This is a genomic window from Mesorhizobium sp. WSM4830 (assembly GCF_055811495.1).
Window position 1 is genome coordinate 145,949 of the sequence record NZ_JBVVQI010000011.1, and the last position, 17,025, is coordinate 162,973.

Annotated in this window: 17 protein-coding genes; 6 read left to right on the forward strand and 11 right to left on the reverse strand. The window is 63.1% G+C overall.

All coding sequences use genetic code 11. The features are described 5' to 3' along the window. Positions 1-29 precede the first annotated feature (29 nt). From AC0L2Y_RS16385 to AC0L2Y_RS16400, 4 genes are all read right to left on the reverse strand, one after another. Positions 30-1,010, reverse strand: coding sequence for a 2-hydroxyacid dehydrogenase (locus AC0L2Y_RS16385; RefSeq protein WP_473557740.1), 981 nt, complete (start codon positions 1,008-1,010; stop codon positions 30-32). Then, positions 1,007-2,029: a LacI family DNA-binding transcriptional regulator gene (locus AC0L2Y_RS16390; RefSeq protein WP_023676245.1), complete on the reverse strand. Its 1,023-nt coding sequence runs from the start codon at positions 2,027-2,029 to the stop codon at positions 1,007-1,009. Before AC0L2Y_RS16390 ends, AC0L2Y_RS16385 begins: the two co-directional genes overlap by 4 nt. A 68-nt stretch (positions 2,030-2,097) precedes the next feature. Next, positions 2,098-2,982 (reverse strand): DMT family transporter, encoded by an 885-nt coding sequence (locus tag AC0L2Y_RS16395; RefSeq protein WP_473557743.1) that lies wholly within the window; start codon positions 2,980-2,982, stop codon positions 2,098-2,100. 198 nt (positions 2,983-3,180) lie between these two features. Beyond that, a complete protein-coding gene (locus tag AC0L2Y_RS16400) occupies positions 3,181-3,588 on the reverse strand; it encodes a DUF2000 family protein (RefSeq protein ID WP_473557745.1) in 408 nt (135 codons plus the stop codon). A gap of 52 nt (positions 3,589-3,640) precedes the next feature. On the opposite strand from AC0L2Y_RS16400, the gene AC0L2Y_RS16405 reads away from it, so the two are divergent. Beyond that, complete coding sequence (locus tag AC0L2Y_RS16405; RefSeq protein ID WP_473557747.1) at positions 3,641-4,513, forward strand: AraC family transcriptional regulator; 873 nt, start codon at positions 3,641-3,643, stop codon at positions 4,511-4,513. A gap of 1 nt (position 4,514) precedes the next feature. On the opposite strand, the gene AC0L2Y_RS16410 is transcribed toward AC0L2Y_RS16405, so the two are convergent. Both AC0L2Y_RS16410 and AC0L2Y_RS16415 read right to left on the reverse strand, forming a co-directional pair. Further along, complete coding sequence (locus AC0L2Y_RS16410; RefSeq protein WP_254816029.1) at positions 4,515-4,997, reverse strand: MarR family winged helix-turn-helix transcriptional regulator; 483 nt, start codon at positions 4,995-4,997, stop codon at positions 4,515-4,517. 203 nt (positions 4,998-5,200) lie between these two features. Beyond that, a complete protein-coding gene (locus AC0L2Y_RS16415) occupies positions 5,201-5,923 on the reverse strand; it encodes an intradiol ring-cleavage dioxygenase (protein WP_473557750.1) in 723 nt (240 codons plus the stop codon). 200 nt (positions 5,924-6,123) lie between these two features. Here AC0L2Y_RS16415 and AC0L2Y_RS16420 point away from each other — a divergent pair, with 200 nt between their 5' ends. After that, positions 6,124-7,188 carry a CobW family GTP-binding protein gene (locus tag AC0L2Y_RS16420; RefSeq protein ID WP_473557752.1) on the forward strand — a complete coding sequence of 355 codons (1,065 nt, stop codon included), beginning with the start codon at positions 6,124-6,126 and terminating at the stop codon, positions 7,186-7,188. Between the two features lie 154 nt (positions 7,189-7,342). Further along, positions 7,343-8,317: a WD40 repeat domain-containing protein gene (locus AC0L2Y_RS16425; protein ID WP_473557754.1), complete on the forward strand. Its 975-nt coding sequence runs from the start codon at positions 7,343-7,345 to the stop codon at positions 8,315-8,317. An 8-nt stretch (positions 8,318-8,325) separates the two neighbouring features. On the opposite strand, the gene AC0L2Y_RS16430 is transcribed toward AC0L2Y_RS16425, so the two are convergent. Then, positions 8,326-8,781: a hypothetical protein gene (locus AC0L2Y_RS16430; RefSeq protein WP_473557756.1), complete on the reverse strand. Its 456-nt coding sequence runs from the start codon at positions 8,779-8,781 to the stop codon at positions 8,326-8,328. Positions 8,782-8,938: 157 nt separating this feature from the next. On the opposite strand from AC0L2Y_RS16430, the gene AC0L2Y_RS16435 reads away from it, so the two are divergent. The 3 genes from AC0L2Y_RS16435 (at position 8,939) to AC0L2Y_RS16445 (ending at position 12,565) form a co-directional block, all read left to right on the forward strand. Further along, entirely contained in the window at positions 8,939-10,321 is a 1,383-nt protein-coding gene (locus tag AC0L2Y_RS16435; protein ID WP_473557758.1) for an aspartate aminotransferase family protein, read from the forward strand. Positions 10,322-10,335: 14 nt separating this feature from the next. Then, on the forward strand, positions 10,336-11,757 hold the full coding sequence (locus AC0L2Y_RS16440) for a glutamine synthetase family protein (RefSeq protein ID WP_352915179.1): 1,422 nt from the start codon (positions 10,336-10,338) through the stop codon (positions 11,755-11,757). A gap of 85 nt (positions 11,758-11,842) precedes the next feature. Next, positions 11,843-12,565, forward strand: a complete 723-nt coding sequence (locus AC0L2Y_RS16445) for a UdgX family uracil-DNA binding protein (protein WP_473557854.1) — start codon at positions 11,843-11,845, stop codon at positions 12,563-12,565. 1 nt (position 12,566) lies between these two features. Here the strand turns inward: AC0L2Y_RS16445 and AC0L2Y_RS16450 are convergent, their stop codons facing one another. The 4 genes from AC0L2Y_RS16450 to AC0L2Y_RS16465 all read right to left on the reverse strand — a co-directional run bounded on the left by AC0L2Y_RS16450 (position 12,567) and on the right by AC0L2Y_RS16465 (position 16,939). Then, a complete protein-coding gene (locus AC0L2Y_RS16450) occupies positions 12,567-13,832 on the reverse strand; it encodes a glycerate kinase type-2 family protein (RefSeq protein WP_352490374.1) in 1,266 nt (421 codons plus the stop codon). Further along, positions 13,829-14,332, reverse strand: coding sequence for a heme-degrading domain-containing protein (locus tag AC0L2Y_RS16455; protein WP_352490375.1), 504 nt, complete (start codon positions 14,330-14,332; stop codon positions 13,829-13,831). Before AC0L2Y_RS16455 ends, AC0L2Y_RS16450 begins: the two co-directional genes overlap by 4 nt. Positions 14,333-14,406: 74 nt before the next feature. After that, positions 14,407-15,720 (reverse strand): guanine deaminase, encoded by a 1,314-nt coding sequence (gene guaD / locus AC0L2Y_RS16460; protein ID WP_352490376.1) that lies wholly within the window; start codon positions 15,718-15,720, stop codon positions 14,407-14,409. A gap of 1 nt (position 15,721) precedes the next feature. Next, positions 15,722-16,939, reverse strand: coding sequence for a urate hydroxylase PuuD (locus AC0L2Y_RS16465; RefSeq protein WP_352490377.1), 1,218 nt, complete (start codon positions 16,937-16,939; stop codon positions 15,722-15,724). Positions 16,940-17,025 lie beyond the last annotated feature (86 nt).

The window sequence follows — 17,025 nt, forward strand, 5'->3', positions numbered from 1 at the left end:
TTAAGCTGAAGTTAACAATAAAATGGCGGTCACAGCCTCGCCTTGACGTTTGCCGTCTCCGGCACCGGCGTCAGCGCCTTGCGCTGCGAAAACCACGAAACCAGATTGTCGACGCACAGGTCCGCCATGGCGCGGCGGGTGTGCTGCGAGGCCGAGCCGACATGCGGCAAAAGCGAGGTGTTGGGCGCGGCAAGCAACGCCGCCGGCACATTCGGCTCGTCGGCAAAGACGTCTAGCCCGGCAGCGGCGATGCTGCCGCTGGCAAGTGCGGCGGCAAGGGCTGGTTCGTCGACCGTACTGCCCCGGCCGATATTGACGAAGACGCCGTTCGGCCCAAGGGCCGAGAGGATTTCGGCATTGACGGCCTTTTCCGTCGAGGCCCCGCCGGGCGCCACCGAGATCAGTGTGTCGACCGCCTCGGCGAGACCTTTCAGCGTCGGGTGATAGTCATAGGACAGGCCTTCGACGCAGCGCCGGTTGTGGTAGGCGATGGGCAGCCCGAAAGCGTCGAGCCGGCGGGCAATGGCGAGGCCGATGCGGCCCATGCCGAAGATGCCGACATGGCGACCGCGCAGAGTCAGTCGGCTCAGCGGATAATTGCCTTTGCGCAGCCAACTTCCGTCGCGCAGCCAGGCCTCGGCGCGCGGCAGTTCGCGGATGGTATTGATCAACAGGCCGAGCGCCGTATCGGCGACCTCCTCGGTGAGCACGTCCGGGGTGTTGGTGACCATGATGCCGCGCCGTGCGGCGTGGCGGACATCGACAGAATCATAGCCGACGCCGAAATTGGCGATGATCTCGAGCTTAGGCAGCGCATCCATCAACGCGGCGCTTATGCCGCCAAAGGCGGCTATGCCGCGCACCGTACGACGCATCTGATCGGTGACCAGCGACGGATCGGCGCGTTCGGTCTGGACGCGGCAGAACGCCGCGTCGATACGGCCGACCGCATGGTCGTTGAACTGGCCCGGCACCAGAATGGCGACAGCTTGCTGTTCGGTTTTTGTCATGCACGTTCCACCGGTTTGCCGGTCGACTGGCGCACATGCAGTTCCGGCTTGATCAGTTCCTGCGACGGCCGCACCGTCTGTCCGTTGAGTTTGTCGAGCAGCGCGCTGGCGGCGCGGCGGCCAACCTCACGCTGGCCATTCCAGACGGTGGTCAGCGCCGGCGTCGCGATCGCGGCCTCCTCGAGGTCGTCATAGCCGGTGACCGAGATGTCGATGCCCGGCACCAGCCCAGCGCGCGCAATGCCGTTCATCAGGCCGATGGCGACGAGGTCGTTCCAGCAGCACGCCGCGGTCGGCCTGTCCTTCAGCGCCAGGAACTGCCCGGCAGCCTCGAAGCCGGCCTGCTTGGTGCGCGGGCCGGCAATGCGCCATGACGGCCTGACCTCAAGCCCCGCCGCCTCCATGGCGTTGACATATCCCTGATAGCGGTCGCGGCCGGTCGACGTCTGATCGGTACCGCCGATCATTGCGATGCGCTTGTGGCCAAGCGAGATCAGATGATTGGTAGCAAGCCCGGTGCCATAGGCATCATCGCCGCGAAACACCGGCACGTCGGCACCTTCGACGGTGCGTGCAATCAGCACTGCCGGGAGACCGTTCTCCTCGGCCATGATTATGTCTTCGGGCGGCGTGCCGATGGCCGGCGACATGATGACCCCGTCAGCGCCGAGCTGCAGAAGCGTGTCGATGAAGGTGCGTTGTTTCTCGAGCTGGTCGTAGTGGTTCGACAGGATGAAGGTTTGCCGGCTGCGGTCGAGCTCGCTCTCGATCGAACGCAATATCTCGGCAAAGAATGGGTTCATGATGTCGTGGACGACGACGCCGACAATGCCCGAGCGCGAAGTGCGCAGGCTGGCGGCGCGGCGGTTGTAGATATAGCCGATGGCGCGGGCATGTTCCTTGATGCGGTCGCGGGTGCCGCCGGCGACCAGCGGGCTGTCGCGCAAGGCCAGCGAGACCGTGGCCGTGGACACGCCGAGCGCATCCGCGATGGTCGAAAGCTTGATCTTCTGTGCCAGCGCCCTGCGCTCCCGAAGCAATTTAAACTGTTTAAAGGCCGGCTCTTATGCCATCGATCCCGAGCAAATCAAAGTTTTTTTGCCAGCGCTTCCGTCTCCGCGTCCAGCGTAGCGCGGTTGCGCAAGCGAAGCCGGTGCTCGCGGTGGACGATGTAGAGGCCGCTGGCGACGATCACTGTGGCACCGGCCAGTGTCCAGCGATCGGGAAACTGGTTGAAGACGATCAAGCCGGAGACGATCATCCAGATCATCTGCGAATAGGGATAGGGGGCCAGGGCCGTGGTGGTGGCAAGGCGATAGGCCTGCACAAGAAGCCAATGGCCAAGGGCGCCGAAAACGCCAAGCATCAGCAATACGAACCAGTGCCAGCCATCCTGCGGCAGCGAAAGCGAAAACGCCAGTGTCGGCAGCAGTAGCACGGCCGGCGCCAGCGCCGAAAACAGGATGAGGCTTTCCGAGGTTTCCGTGGCCGACATACGACGCGTCATGATGACGTAGAAACTGTTCGATAGCATCGAGCCGAGCGCAAAGAGATGGCCGACGCCAAAAACCCCGATGCCCGGCCGGGTGATGATGAGGACGCCGACAAAGCCGCCCATGATCGCCAGCCAGCGCCGCCAGCCGGCCCATTCGCCGAGCAACGGACCGGCAAGCGCAGTGACCACCATCGGGCCGAAGAAGTAGATCGAGGTGGTTTCCGCCAGCTGCAGCGTTCGCAGCGCGAGAATGTTGCATATCGTCGATCCGAACAGGAGCAGACCGCGCGTGAGATGCGCCGGCAGGTTGGCAGGACGAAAGCGCAGCGGCTCGCGCCATCCACGCAGAAAGACGCCGACGATCAGCACATGGACCGCGAAGCGGGTCCAGGCGACGATCAGCGCCGAGACGCCGGCCAGCACAAGGTATTTGCTGCTGGTGTCGAGAAAGGTGAAAAACACGTAGACGGAAAGCATGCACAGGATCGCCGCCGGCGATGTCGCGCTTTCGTCATGTCTTGGGGGAGCATTCAATTTCAGGCCGGACGGGAAGCAAGGCAGTCCCTCACCAATGCGGCAATTGTCGCCTGCGGGCAAGCCAAAACAGGCTGGCACAACGACAGCCGCCGACAGGCTCAGTTTTTTGTTTTGGTGGCCGACCTAGTGGCCGAGGACTCAGGCGTGCATGCGGGCGCCCTTGGTGATCTTGTCGACGAGCTTCTTTTCGGCGCGAAGCGCGATGCCGACCACCTTGGCATCCTCCGGCGCAAATTCGGCAAAGACGGCACGGTTGGCCAGATCATACCCAGTCGAAAACATTTCCTCGACATAGAGCGAAACCGTCACACCACGCTCCAGCGCCCGCCGCTGGATCGCGCCGAGCGTCTGGCCGTCCGCCGAAAGCACGATGACCGGCTGGATCGACAGCGGGTTGTAGATATTGTCGGCGCGATCACGGTAGGGCTCGCCGATAATGTCGGGAAACTGCGCGACAATGCCGCTGGTCAGAAAGGCGGTGACGTTGAGCTTTTGCCAGACGGGAAGATCATCCTTGAGCACGATTGCAAATTTCGTATCGAACATGCGACAGTTTCCAATCCGAAAAGGGGGCCAATCCGAGGCTGCGAGTGAAGCGATGCCGCACGGTCTAGACGGGGAAGCCTTTCAGGGTCTTGGACGTTTGTGCGTGGATGCAGCCGAAAACTGCATCGTACCGGCACCCCGTGCTGCCGGCATGGAACGCATCGAGGCCCGGTTCCACGGCAACGCCTTCGATCTCCATCGCCACGACACCTATGCGATCGGGGTGACGCTTTATGGCGTGCAGCGCTTCCGCTATCGCGGCCAAACGCGTCAGAGCTTGCCTGGCCAGATCATTATCCTTCATCCCGACGAACTGCACGATGGCGGTGCCGGCACTGAAGACGGCTTGCGATACAGAATGCTCTATTTGGAGCCGTCCCTGATGCTCGATTGTCTCGGCGGCGGATCACTGCCATTCGTCGGGAATGCCGTGGTGACAGACCGCGATCTCCGGGCGACGCTGCTTTCGGCGCTCGGGCCGCTGAATCAGGAACTGGACGAGCTGTTTGTCGTCGATTTCATGACGCAGCTTATGCAAAGCCTGGCCCGGCACGCCGGTCAGCCGGCGAAACCGGTAGCGAAAACTGCGTGGCGCGCCGCCAGCCTGGCGCGCGACTATCTGGAGGAAAATGTCGCGCGGATTGTACGTTCGGATGAATTGGAGGCGATCACCGGATTGGACCGTTATGCCCTGTCGCGGCATTTCCGCGCCACCTTCTCCACCAGCCCGCACCGGTTCCTGCTGATGCGCCGGCTTCAACGAGCCCGTCGGATGATCGAAGCCGACGAGCCACTGGCGCAAATCGCCATCGCAGCCGGTTTCAGTGACCAAAGCCATTTCAATCGGCATTTCAAGAAGGCGTTCGGCGTCACACCGGGACGCTGGTCGGCACTCACGCGACGGCCGTCAGCGGCGAACGCGTGAGTTATTCAAGCATCTTGTCCTCGATATCCAGTTCGTCATCGGGGAGCACCATTTCGCCGTTCGACAGGTTCGCCTCGACACGGGCAAGCAGCTTGAACAGCGCTTTCTGATCCTTCTTGTCGAGACCCTTCAATGCCTGCTTTTCGGTCTTCTTCACCGATTTCTCGATGGCGTGGATGATTTCGCGGCCGGTATCGGTAAGGAAGATATGCGCCTGGCGGGCATCGGCGGACGAGGCGCGCTTTTCCAGAAAACCCTGCGCCTGCAGCCGGTTGATGGTCTTGGTGATGGTCGGCGGACGCACGCCGAGGCGGCCGGCAAGGTTGCCGGGCGTCTGCCCGTCCTCGCGGTCGAGCGCCAGCATGATCTGGTCCTGGCCGGCATAGAAACCATGCGCCAGAAGCCGGGCGGCGAGCGCCGTGCGCGCCAGCCGCGCCGCCGAATGCAGCCGGCTCATTGTTGCAGTCTTGTCCGCCTTGGCCATGCTCATCCCTCCTCGGCCGAACCGGTGCGGGCAGCATAGAAGCAGGCCGCCGGTTGGCAATGACGATCGAAAACATTCCGGCTCGGAAAATAGCTTTGCCGGCAAGCATCGCGGTGCTCGCGGTGGCTAATGCCAGATGTTTATTTCAGTTAGATGACAAACGACTTTCCGCAATGGCTGGATGGGGACGTGACGAGGTGTTCTCAACCGGCGTTCACCGCGACCACCATCAAGGCCTGAAAAGCGTCCGCCATTTCCCGCAGCGCTGCCTGCGACAGCGGCCCGGCCTGCCGCGCAATGCCGTCCCGCGCGTTCGATGTATCGCGTTTGCCGGGGCGATCTTTATAGGGCGCGACGGTGGCGAATATCTGCTCGCTGAGGCTGTCGGGGAAGAACATCTGGCCAGTCATTACCGAGCGGTCGTCGGGGAAGATCTTGAAATGGATGTGGGTGGTGCGGCCGCGATACCAGCCGGGATAGATGGTGGCGAAAGAAGCAATGCCGCTTTCATCGGTTCTCTGCCAGCCGCGGAGAAAGCTCTGGCCGGACGTGTCGATATCCTGCCCGTCGCCCTGTCCGGGATAGCCGGAATAGGCGCCCTGGGCGTCGCAATGCCAGATATCGACGCGCGCGCCGGGAAGCGGCCGGCAGGCGGTGTCGACGACTTGCAGCCGCACATTGAGGGCGATGCCCTTCTTGCCCTCGGTGACGTCGGTGCGTTCAAGCTTCGGGTCGAAATAGAACGGCCCTTCGGTGACCTCGGGCGTGATGGCGCAGACGCCGGCACCGGCTTCGAACAAGGCGAGCCCGGCATAGGGCGAAACCTGCCCGGCCCTTGCACCGGCTGGCAGGAATATGCCGCCAGCGGTAACCGCAACGAGACCGAGTGTCTGCCGACGGCTTAGTGGCAAGGACTTGTCGGACATCTGGCGCCTCTTCAGTGCGAACAGCCCCCGTTAATGATCCTCGGCCTATCTAGGCCCTACCGCCAGCCCGCGCCAATGAAAGTTCGGCAATGTGAGGAAAGTTCGGCAATACCAGCCTCTCTTTGGCCCACCGGTTTGCCTCGTGCAAAAGCCGAGCACACATCCTATATGGAGCCGACAATCCCTATTCGAGGCACAATATGAGCGACGCACAGACGCAGATCCCCGTAACCGTCCTCACCGGCTATCTCGGCGCCGGCAAGACGACACTGCTCAACCGCATCCTTTCGGAAAACCATGGCAAGCGCTACGCCGTCATCGTCAATGAATTCGGCGAGATCGGCATCGACAACGAGCTGATCGTGGAATCCGACGAGGAAATCTACGAGATGAACAATGGCTGCATCTGCTGCACCGTGCGCGGCGACCTGATCCGCGTCGTCGAAGGCCTGATGCGCAGGCCCGGCCGCTTCGACGCCATCGTCGTCGAGACCACAGGCCTCGCGGATCCCGTGCCGGTAGCGCAAACCTTCTTCATGGACGACGACGTGCGTTCCAAGACCAGGCTCGATGCCGTGGTGGCGCTGGTCGACGCCAAGCACCTGCCGCTGCGCCTCAAGGATTCCCGCGAGGCCGAGGACCAGATCGCCTTTGCCGATGTCGTCGTGCTCAACAAGACCGATCTGGTCACCCCCGAAGAGCTGAGCAAGGTGGAGGCGACGATCCGCGCCATCAACCCGGCGGCACGAATCCATCGCACCACTCGCGCCAGCGTGGCGCTGTCCGAGGTGCTCGATCGCGGAGCGTTCGACCTGTCCCGGGCGCTGGAGAACGATCCGCACTTCCTCGAGGCGCATGACGATCACGACCATCATGATCATGGCCATCACCACCATGATCACGACGGCCATGATCACCACGATCATGACGGGCATCATCATCATACGCACGCTTCCGACATCCATGACGTGACGGTGCAGTCGGTGTCGCTGCGCGGCGGCGAGATGGACCCGAAAAAGTTCTTCCCGTGGATCGAGAAGGTCACCCAGATGGAAGGCCCGAACATCCTGCGGCTGAAAGGGATCATCGCGCTGAAGGGCGATGACGAGCGCTATGTCATCCAGGGCGTGCACATGATCATCGAGGGCGACCACCAGCGCGCCTGGAAGGACGGCGAGAAGCACGAGAGCCGGCTGGTGTTCATCGGCCGCGAACTCGACGCCGAGCGGCTGAAGACAAGCTTCGAGGCCTGCCAGGCCGCTTGATTTAGCTGCCCTTTCTTCCTTCTCCCCTTGTGAGAGAAGGAGCAGCCCGCAACGCTGGCGGTCTCTCCTCACGACGATCCGAAGCACGGGTTGAGACCCGCAGCTCAACCCCTTAAGGGTGAGGCAGCAGAAATCTCAAACGGAATGATCTCTCATGCCGACAGTCGCCCCGCTCGATCTCGAAGGCCACTGCCTCGCCGCCGTATTCCTCGGTGACGTGCCGCATTTTGCGCTGGCTGACGGCACAATCCATCGACTCGACCACGGCCACAAGACGGTGCAGGCCAATGACGGAATGCTCGCCGCCTTCCATGATGCGGCAAACGACCGGCTGATCACCGGTGGTGAGGACGGCAAGATCGTTGCCGTGACCGCAGGAGGCAATACTGCGGAATTGGCGGCCGCGGGCAAAAAATGGATCACCAGCGTCGCCGCCGGGCCGCAAGGCGCTGTTGCCTATGCTTCGGGCAAGATTGCCTATGTGCGCTTTGCCGACAGCAAAATCAGGGAATTCTCGCATCCGCGCTCGGTCGAGGGGCTTGCCTTCTCGCCCAAGGGCATGCGCTTCGGCGTTGCCCGCTACAACGGCGCGACGCTGCATTTCCCGGCCGCCGACGGCAAGCCGGTCGAGCTCGAATGGGCCGGCGCCCACACCGGCATCACCTTCTCGCCGGACGGCGGCTTCGTCGTCACCACAATGCAGGAAAACGCGCTGCATGGCTGGAAGCTCGCCGACGGCAAGCACATGCGGATGTCCGGCTATCCCGGCAAGGTCAAAAGCCTGTCGTGGAGCGCCAAGGGCAAATGGCTGGCGAGTTCCGGCGCGCCAGCGGCGATCGTCTGGCCGTTTTCCGGCAAGGACGGGCCGATGGGCAAGGCGCCGCTGGAACTCGGCACGCGCGGCAATGCGATGGTCACCTCCGTCGCCTGTCACCCGAGCCAGGACGTCGTTGCCATCGGCTATGATGACGGCATGGTGATGGCGGTGCGCTTCGCCGACGCCAGGGAAGTGCTGTTGCGCCGGCCGGGCAAGGGCGCCATCACCTCGATGATGTGGGACAAGGAAGAGCGCCGCGTCGCCTTTGGCAGCGCTGCGGGCGATTGCGGCGTCATCGATATTTCGGCGTAACCTGTTACTTACTCGGCTCCGCAAGATACTTTGCCGGTCAATTCATCCGGTTTGCCGTCCTTTTCGGCATCAGCCGTAACATCATAGATTGAGAGCAAATAGCGACCGTCATAAACGCCTTCGTCACTGGCCTTGGTCAGGATCGCCAGTTCGACATAGCCGTAGGCGTTTTCGACCTGCCGTTCGTGGTAGACGAGCAGCCGCAATTCCTTGTTGTCGAGCCAATATTGCGTGAGGTTCTGATCCTCGAACACCGTCTTGCGCAGACTGTCGGCAGCCGGCCTGCCCAGAATTTCGAGCTCGCCGCTAAAATTGAAGGTCGGCCCGCCCATGCCTCTGGTGACCCCGGCACCGACCTGAAATTTGACGGCTGCATCCTCGGCGGAACACCAGATGCCGCCGGACGCCAGAGCCGCACAAACCGACGACAGCAGCATTACTGCGCAGACGATCGCCCGCACCATCTTGTCCCCTCCAGCCGAAGTGCCATTGGCGCCCGAAGGCGGCTCGCGGTCAAGCGCCTGTTTTCATTCAAATGACCGCTGACCCAACACAGGGCAACCGCCCGGCCAATTGCGGTGGCGGATGCCGATTGTCTAAAGTGCGGCTGAGAGGGCCGCCATGAACGTCATCAACCAGTCAAAGACTTCCATCGGCGGCATCGACCCGGCCCGGATCGCCGAGTTGCGCGCGACCGAGGCAGAAGTCTTCCGCCGGGCGCGGCCGAAATCGATGGCGAAAATCGGCAATGGCCTGCCCGGCTTCTTCGGCGGCGTGCCGATGCATTGGATGAACGACTGGCCGACGCCGTTCCCGATCCTCGTCGATAGCGCCAGGGGCGCCATCATCAGAGATATCGACGGCAACCGGCTCGACGATTTCTGCCTTGGCGACACCGGTTCGATGTTCGGTCATTCGCCGCCGCCGGTCGCACGCGCCATCCGCAGGCAGGCCGGACGCGGCCTGACCTACATGCTGCCTGCCGAGGACGCGCTTGTCATCGGGCCGCTGCTGCTGCAGCGTTTCGGTTTGCCGTTGTGGCAGATCGCGACGACGGCGACCGATGCCAACCGCTTCGCGCTGCGGGTTGCCCGCGCCGTTACCGGCCGGGAGAAGATACTGGTCTTCAACGGCTGCTATCATGGCTCGGTCGACGAGACGATGGTGCGGCTGGTCGCCGGCAGACCGGTGAATCGACCCGGACTGGCCGGCGAGTTCCGCGACCTGACGCGGGCAACTGATGTCGTCGAATTCAACGATCTGCCGGCGCTCGACGCTGCACTCCGGGGCAACGATGTCGCCTGCGTCATCGCCGAGCCGGTGCTGACCAATTCCTGCATGGTGCTGCCCGAAGCCGGCTTTCACGATGGCTTGCGGCGTCTCACCCGTGCGACCGGCACGCTGCTTCTAATCGACGAGACGCATACGATCTCGACCGGTCCCGGCGGCTATACCAGCAAACACGGGCTGGAGCCGGACCTGTTCGTGCTCGGCAAGCCGATTGCCGGCGGCGTACCGGCGAGCGTCTGGGGCATGAGCGAAGACGTTGCGGCCCGCTATGCCGCTTATATCAGCCGGAAGGAGCCCGGCTATTCCGGCATGGGGACGACGCTGTCGGGCAATCCGCTGCAATTCGCGGCGATGCGCGCCACGCTCGAACATGTCATGACCGACGCGAATTACAGCCATATGGACCATCTGGCGCGGCGGCTCGATGCCGGGCTGACCGCCGTCATCGATCGCTATCGTCTGCCCTGGCATGTTGCTCGCGTCGGCGCCCGCGTCGAGTTCATCTGCGCACCGGGCCCGTTGAGGAATGGCGGCGAGGCGGAAGCTGCGCATGCACCGGAGCTCGAAGCGGCAATCCATGTCGCGCTGGTCAATCGCGGCGTGCTGATCGCACCTTTCCACAACATGATGCTGATCTCTCCTGCGACCAGCGCCGCCCAGGTGAACCGGCTAATCACTGCCTTCGGCGCGGTTGCGGCAAAGCTTACGGCGTGAGACAAGCTTGCGGCATGAAACAAGCGCCCAAGCAAAGTTTGAACCTGGTCACGGCATCCCCTTCGGGCTCGACGCCTGCCGAGGCGCAGGCCTTTCTCGACGCTCATCCCGAGATCGAGGCGTTCGACATCGTGCTGACCGACGCCAATGGCGTCGGGCGCGGCAAGATCGTGCGCCGACATGAGTTGATGAGCATCTTCGAGGGTGGCCGGCACATGCCGATCTCGATCCTCGGCCTCGACATCACCGGCGAGGATGTTCACGAGACCGGGCTGATCTGGACGACCGGCGACGGCGACCTGCGGGCGTGGCCGATCCCCGGCACACTGGTGCCGCTGTTCGGCACCCAGCCGCCGCGCGGCCAGGTGCTGATGGCGATGTACCATCTCGATGGCCAGCCGATGTCGTCCGACCCGCGCCTGGCGCTCGCCCGCCAGGTAGACATCCTCGCGGCCAAGGGCCTGCATCCGGCCGGCGCATTCGAGCTCGAATTCTTCCTGCTCGCCAACGAGCGCGATGCCGAAGGCAAGGTACAGCCGGCGCACGCGGTGCTCGACGGACGCCGCTCGGCCAAGACGGAGGTCTATTCCGTCGACCATCTGCACGGCATGGAGCCGCTGTTTTCCGACATCTACGCCGCAGCCAAGGTGCAGGGCATCCCAGCCGAGACGGTCATCTCGGAATACGCGCCCGGCCAGTACGAGCTGACGCTGAACTACCGCAAGGACGTGATGCGGGCGGCCGACGATCTCGTCATGCTCAAGCGGCTGGTGCGGGCGCAGGCGCGCCGTCATGGTGTCACCGCTTGCTTCATGGCCAAGCCGATCGAGAAGTATGCCGGCTCGGGCATGCATTTTCATGTCTCGCTGCTGGACGATGCCGGCAAGAACGTCTTTGCCGAAACCGGCGGCGAAAGCTGGTCGCTGCCGCTGCTGCGCGGCCTCGGCGGACTGATCCAGACGATGGCGGAATCGATGCTGGTCTTTGCGCCGCACGCCAACTCATGGCGGCGCTTCGTATCGCAATCCTATGCGCCGGTGGCGCCGACCTGGGGCGTCAACAACCGTTCGGTGGCACTGCGTGTGCCGGCCGGCGATGCCAAGAACCGCCGCATCGAGCACCGGCCATCCGGCGTCGACGCGAATCCTTATTTGGTGGCAGCAACGGTGCTGGCAGGCATCGTCAAGGGCCTCGACGAAGGCCTCGATCCCGGTCCCGAGACCACCGGCAATGGCTACGAATCGGCCGTCACGCGCACGACGATGCCGGTCGACTGGCGTGCGGCGATCGAGGCGGCAAGGGCGTCGACCTTCCTCAAGGGCGCATTGGGCGAAGACCTGCACCGGACGTTCGTGGCGATCAAGCAGTCGGAATATCTGCGCGTGGCGCGCACGGTCAGCGAACTGGATTATCACCTGTATCTGCACGAGGTGTAGGCATCACATCGTCGGCCATCCGCTGGTGAAGGCCCATGCCGAATAATTTCAGCGGAACCTTCGGCAGGCTTTGCTCATTGCGTGTCTGATTGCAGGAGCGAACAAGGCCGCCCTAGTCATGATCGCCAAGATGCAGACAACCCCGACGCCGCACCATGCCAAAGTGCAGGCAAGACGCTTGCCGACCGGCAAATCCCCGGAAACGACAGAAATCGACGCCAGGACGATTCCCGAACTGCGCGAAACGGCTAAAATCTGCCGCCGTTGTCCGCTTTGGCACGACGCCACGCAGACTGTTTTCGGCGAAGGTCCCGACAGGGCCAAGGTGATCTTCGTCGGCGAACAGCCGGGCGACCAGGAGGATCTGGCGGGCAAGCCTTTCGTCGGACCGGCCGGCAAGGTGTTCGACGCGATCCTGGATGACGCCGGCGTCGATCGGCTGAAAGTCTACGTCACCAACGCGGTCAAGCATTTCAAGTTCGAGCCGCGCGGCAAGCGGCGCATCCACTCCAAGCCCAACGCCGGCGAGGTGCAGGCTTGCCGCTGGTGGCTCGACAAGGAGATCGATCTGATCAAGCCCAATCTGGCGGTAGCGCTCGGCGCAACGGCGGCGCAGGCGCTGCTCGGCAAGGTGGTGCCGATCATGAAGATGCGCGGGGCGGTCGTAGAGCGCGACGATGGCTTGCGTGTCTTCGTCACCATCCACCCGTCCTTCATCCTGCGCATTCGCGAGCCGGCGGACAAGCAGGCAGAACGCAAGCGGTTCCTGCAGGATATGAGAGCGGTGAAAAAGCTGATGGCCGCCTGAGCTATTTGATCAATATCGCCCGGAGATCGTTGACGTTTGTGCCGGTCGGACCGGGTACAAAAAGGTCATCTACGGCATTGAATGCCGTCCAGGCGTTGTTGCCGGCAAGCATGGCCTTGGCGTCGACGCTCGCCTTATGCATCCGCGACACTGTCGAGCCGTCGGCGAAGGCGCCGGCATTGTCTTCCGAACCGTCTATGCCGTCGGTGTCGGCGGCCAGTGCGTAGACGCCCGCCATGCCGCTGATGCCGATGGCGAAGGCGAGCAGGAATTCAGAGTTGCGGCCGCCCTTGCCTTTCGCGCGCAAGGTCACGGTCGTCTCGCCGCCCGACAGGATCAGCACCGGCTTTGCGAATGGCCGGTTGCGCGTCGCCACTTCGCGCGCGATCGCGGCGTGGACGCCGCCGACCTCACGCGCCTCGCCCTCGATGGAATCGGAGAGGATGACCGCTTCGATACCTTGGTGCCTGGCCTCGGCCGCAGCCGCTTCCAGCGATACGCCGGCCGAGGCGATCAGATGTACCTCGTTGCGCGAAAAACGCGAGTCGTCCGGACGCGGTGCATCGGCCGCCGGCGAATTGATATGCGCCATGACCGAAGCCGGCAGGCTCATGCCATAGGCAGCGATCGACGCCAATGCGTCCTCACGGCTGCTTATATCCGGCACGGTCGGACCAGAAGCGACCAGCGCCGGGTTATCGCCCGGAATGTCGGAGACCACCAGCGACACCACCCTGGCTGGATAGGCAGCGGCCGCCAGCCTGCCGCCCTTGATCGAGGAAAGATGTTTGCGGATGGTGTTCATCGCGGCGATCGGCGCGCCGGAGGCGAGCAGCGCCTCGTTGACGGCGATCTCATCGGCCAGCGTCAGACCTTCGGCAGGTGACGGCAGCAGCGCCGAACCGCCGCCGGAAATGAGCGCCACGACAAGGTCGTCCGCAGTCAGTCCCTGGATTTTTTCGAGCAGCCGTCGGGAAGCTTCGAGCCCCGCGGCATCCGGCACCGGATGCGCTGCCTCGATGATCTCGATGCGCCGGCAGGCTGCGCCATAGCCGTAGCGTGTGACGACCAGCCCCTCGATCGGCCCGTCCCACGCTTCCTCGAAAGCCGCCGCCATCTGCGCCGAGCCTTTTCCTGCACCGATGACGATGGTGCGGCCCTTCGGCCTTGCCGGCAAATGATCCTTGATCGTCCTCTGCGGATCGGCGGCGGCAACAGCGGCGTTGAAGATCGAGATGAGAAAGAGCTTGGGGTCTACCTCTGTCATTTTGCTTCCGCCGGCAATGCCAGCTCGCGCGCATTTATGCCGAGATACTCACAAAGCGCATTGACGACCACGCCGTGGTCCTCGCGCTCCGGCAGGCCGGAGACGGCGATCACGCCGATGACGCCGGCGCCCTTGACAGCGATGGGAAAGCCGCCACCGGCCAGCACGTAGTCGGCAACGTCCAGCCCCTCGCCAGGCTTGAAGCTGCGGTCGGGGCGCTGCTGCTCCAGCACCATGCGATAGGTGCTTTTCAGGAACCGCCGCACGACGTTGATCTTGCGCCGCGCCCAGTCCGGATTGGAAGCGTTCGAGCCGGGCATTGCCGCATAGAACAGCGGCCGGTCGAAGGTTCTGATATCGACGATGATCGGCAGGTTTTCCTCGAGGGCCCGGTCGTGGATCGCCGTGCCGATCTCGAAAGCGACAGCCTCGTCGAAGGCGGAGAAAACGAGCGTGGCTTCCTGTTTCTCGATCAGAGCGATGTCGTCCGCAACGGCCATGTCGTTCCCCTGTCAATCTCGCCTGTTGCTTTGGCGGATGGCTGCCGCCCGGTCAAGCCGGCCGCATACGACGGCTAAACCGCCATATCCGTCTTGGCCGCGCAGCCGGCGACATAGACCTCGCGCACGGCGCGGTCGTCGCCGAGCGTCTGCAGCAGAAACAATTCCTCGGCGAGCGTGTCCGCCGTCTCTACCCGCAGCCGCATCGCCGGCGTGGCGCGGGCGTCGAGCACGATGATATCGGCGTCGCTGCCTTCCTCCAGGGTGCCGATCTTTTCCACAAGCGACAGCGCCTCGGCATTGCCGCGGGTCAGTTGCCAGAAGGACTGGAACGGATTGAGCTTCTCGCCGTTCAGCGCGATCACCTTGTAGCCCTCGTCCATGGTGCGCAGCATCGAATAGTTGGTGCCACCGCCGACATCGGTGGCGGCGGCGATGCGAAGCGGCTTCTCGCGGCGACGATAGCGCTGATAATCGAACAGGCCCGAGCCGAGAAACAGGTTGGAGGTCGGGCAGAACACCGCCACCGAGCCGCTATCGGAAAGCGCATCCGCCTCGCGTTCCGACAGGTGGATGCAATGGCCGAACAGGCTTCTGCGCCCGAGCAGCCCATAGCGCTCATAGACATCGGTATAGTCCCGCGTCTGCGGGTACAATCGCTGTGTGAAGGCGATCTCCGCGTGGTTTTCCGACAGATGCGTCTGCATGTGCAGATCAGGATATTCGCGGCAGAGCGCGCCCGCCATCTCCAATTGCTCGGGCGACGAGGTGATGGCGAAGCGCGGCGTGATGGCATAGTGCTGGCGCCCCTTGCCGTGCCACTCATCGATCAACGTCTTGCTGTCGTCATAGCCCGATTGCGGCGTGTCGAGCACGCCGTCCGGCGCGTTGCGGTCCATCATCACCTTGCCGGCGATGTTGAGCATGTTGCGGTCGTGCGACTCGGCAAAGAACGCTTCGGCAGATTCCTTGTGTACCGAGCAATAGGCCGCGACTGTCGTCGTGCCATGCCGCAATACTTCATCCAGGAACAGCCTGGCGATACGGCGGCCATGCTGGGCGTCCTGGAATTTTGCCTCTTCCGGAAAAGTGTAGGTGTTCAGCCAGTCAAGCAGCTCGGCGCCGAAGGAAGCGATGACCTGCATCTGCGGAAAATGCGCGTGCGCATCGATGAACCCGGGCAGCAGCAGATGCGGCCTATGGTCGATCTTTTTTGTTCCCTCGCCCGCCTTTTTTTCGATCTCGGCATAGGCGCCCGCGGCAACGATCCTGCCGTCGCGGAGCAGCAAGCCGCCATCTTGCTCGTAGCGCCAGGCGGAATGGTCGTCGATGGTTTCGGGCCAGCGCAAAAACGACAGCGTGCGGCCGCGCAGCAGCGTGCTGGTCATGCTATTTCCCCGCGCCTTCGAACCATGCCACCAGCAGCGCCCGTTCCTTGTCGGTGATCTGGGTGACGTTGGCGGGCGGCATGGCGTGGCTGCGCCCGGCCTGCAGGTAGATCTCGCCGGCGTGCTCGGCGATGCCGGCATCGGTATCGAGCATCACGCCCTTCGGCGCGTGGTAAATGCCCTCGTAGGACGGCTCGGCCGCGTGGCACATCGAACAGCGGCCAAGCACCGTATCACGCACGGCGGGAAAATGCGCCGAGGCGACGTAGACCTGTGCCGCCGAGGACGTTTTGACCTCGCCGGTCAGCAGTTTCGGCACCGTCGACAGCCAGATGATGAGGACGAACAGGACGGCCGCCGCCAGCCAGGTCCAGGTCGGATTGCCTTTGCGCGCATGCCTGGTGTTGAAATAGTGCCGGATCAGCACGCCGATGATGAACACCAGCGAGGCGATGACCCAGTTGAACTCTGTCCCGAACGCCAGCGGATAATGGTTCGACAGCATCAGGAACAAAACCGGCAGCGTCAGGTAATTGTTGTGCAGCGAGCGCTGCTTGGCGATCTTGCCGTATTTCGGATCGGGCTTACGGCCGGCGATCAGGTCGGCGACGACGATCTTCTGGTTGGGGATAATGACCATGAAGACATTCGCCGACATGATCGTTGCGGTGATGGCGCCAAGATGCAGGAAGGCAGCGCGGCCGGTGAACAGGTGGGTCAGCCCCCAGGCCATGAATACCAGCACCCCATACAGCACCAGCATCAGGCCGGTGTCGCTGTTGCCGAGCGGCGAACGGCACAAGAGATCGTAGACCACCCAGCCGACACCGATCGTCGCCAGCGACAGCAGGATGCCTGTAGGCACCGACATCGCAAGCACATTGGGATCGATCAGGAACAGGTCCGCCCCGGCATAGTAGACGACGCACAGCATGGCGAAGCCTGACAGCCAGGTGGCGTAGGATTCCCATTTGAACCAGGTCAGGTGCTCGGGCATTTCAGCCGGTGCCACCAGATATTTCTGCACGTGGTAGAAGCCGCCACCATGCACCTGCCATTCCTCGCCGAAGGCTCCGGCAGGCATGCCCGGACGCTGGCGCAGCCCGAGGTCGAGCGCGACGAAATAAAAGGACGATCCAATCCAGGCGATGCCGGTAACGACGTGCAGCCAGCGCACGGCGAAACTCAGCCAATCCCAGAATATCGCGAAATCCATCATGAAAAACCGTCCCTGCCGATCGACTGACTTTACGGACTGGAGCGCAAACGGAAAGGGCCGAGACGCACGATGACTTTCAAAAAAAA

Excerpts from the sequence above, each read along its gene's own strand:
- AC0L2Y_RS16465 (WP_352490377.1), bottom strand. The coding sequence starts at position 16,939 with ATGATGGATTTCGCGATATTCTGGGATTGGCTGAGTTTCGCCGTGCGC.
- AC0L2Y_RS16405 (WP_473557747.1), top strand. The coding sequence starts at position 3,641 with ATGCCGCACGGTCTAGACGGGGAAGCCTTTCAGGGTCTTGGACGTTTG.
- AC0L2Y_RS16430 (WP_473557756.1), bottom strand. The coding sequence starts at position 8,781 with ATGGTGCGGGCGATCGTCTGCGCAGTAATGCTGCTGTCGTCGGTTTGT.
- AC0L2Y_RS16455 (WP_352490375.1), bottom strand. The coding sequence starts at position 14,332 with ATGGCCGTTGCGGACGACATCGCTCTGATCGAGAAACAGGAAGCCACG.
- AC0L2Y_RS16410 (WP_254816029.1), bottom strand. The coding sequence starts at position 4,997 with ATGGCCAAGGCGGACAAGACTGCAACAATGAGCCGGCTGCATTCGGCG.
- AC0L2Y_RS16420 (WP_473557752.1), top strand. The coding sequence starts at position 6,124 with ATGAGCGACGCACAGACGCAGATCCCCGTAACCGTCCTCACCGGCTAT.
- AC0L2Y_RS16400 (WP_473557745.1), bottom strand. The coding sequence starts at position 3,588 with ATGTTCGATACGAAATTTGCAATCGTGCTCAAGGATGATCTTCCCGTC.
- guaD (WP_352490376.1), bottom strand. The coding sequence starts at position 15,720 with ATGACCAGCACGCTGCTGCGCGGCCGCACGCTGTCGTTTTTGCGCTGG.
- AC0L2Y_RS16385 (WP_473557740.1), bottom strand. The coding sequence starts at position 1,010 with ATGACAAAAACCGAACAGCAAGCTGTCGCCATTCTGGTGCCGGGCCAG.
- AC0L2Y_RS16395 (WP_473557743.1), bottom strand. The coding sequence starts at position 2,982 with ATGCTTTCCGTCTACGTGTTTTTCACCTTTCTCGACACCAGCAGCAAA.
- AC0L2Y_RS16440 (WP_352915179.1), top strand. The coding sequence starts at position 10,336 with ATGAAACAAGCGCCCAAGCAAAGTTTGAACCTGGTCACGGCATCCCCT.
- AC0L2Y_RS16435 (WP_473557758.1), top strand. The coding sequence starts at position 8,939 with ATGAACGTCATCAACCAGTCAAAGACTTCCATCGGCGGCATCGACCCG.
- AC0L2Y_RS16450 (WP_352490374.1), bottom strand. The coding sequence starts at position 13,832 with ATGACAGAGGTAGACCCCAAGCTCTTTCTCATCTCGATCTTCAACGCC.
- AC0L2Y_RS16415 (WP_473557750.1), bottom strand. The coding sequence starts at position 5,923 with ATGTCCGACAAGTCCTTGCCACTAAGCCGTCGGCAGACACTCGGTCTC.
- AC0L2Y_RS16425 (WP_473557754.1), top strand. The coding sequence starts at position 7,343 with ATGCCGACAGTCGCCCCGCTCGATCTCGAAGGCCACTGCCTCGCCGCC.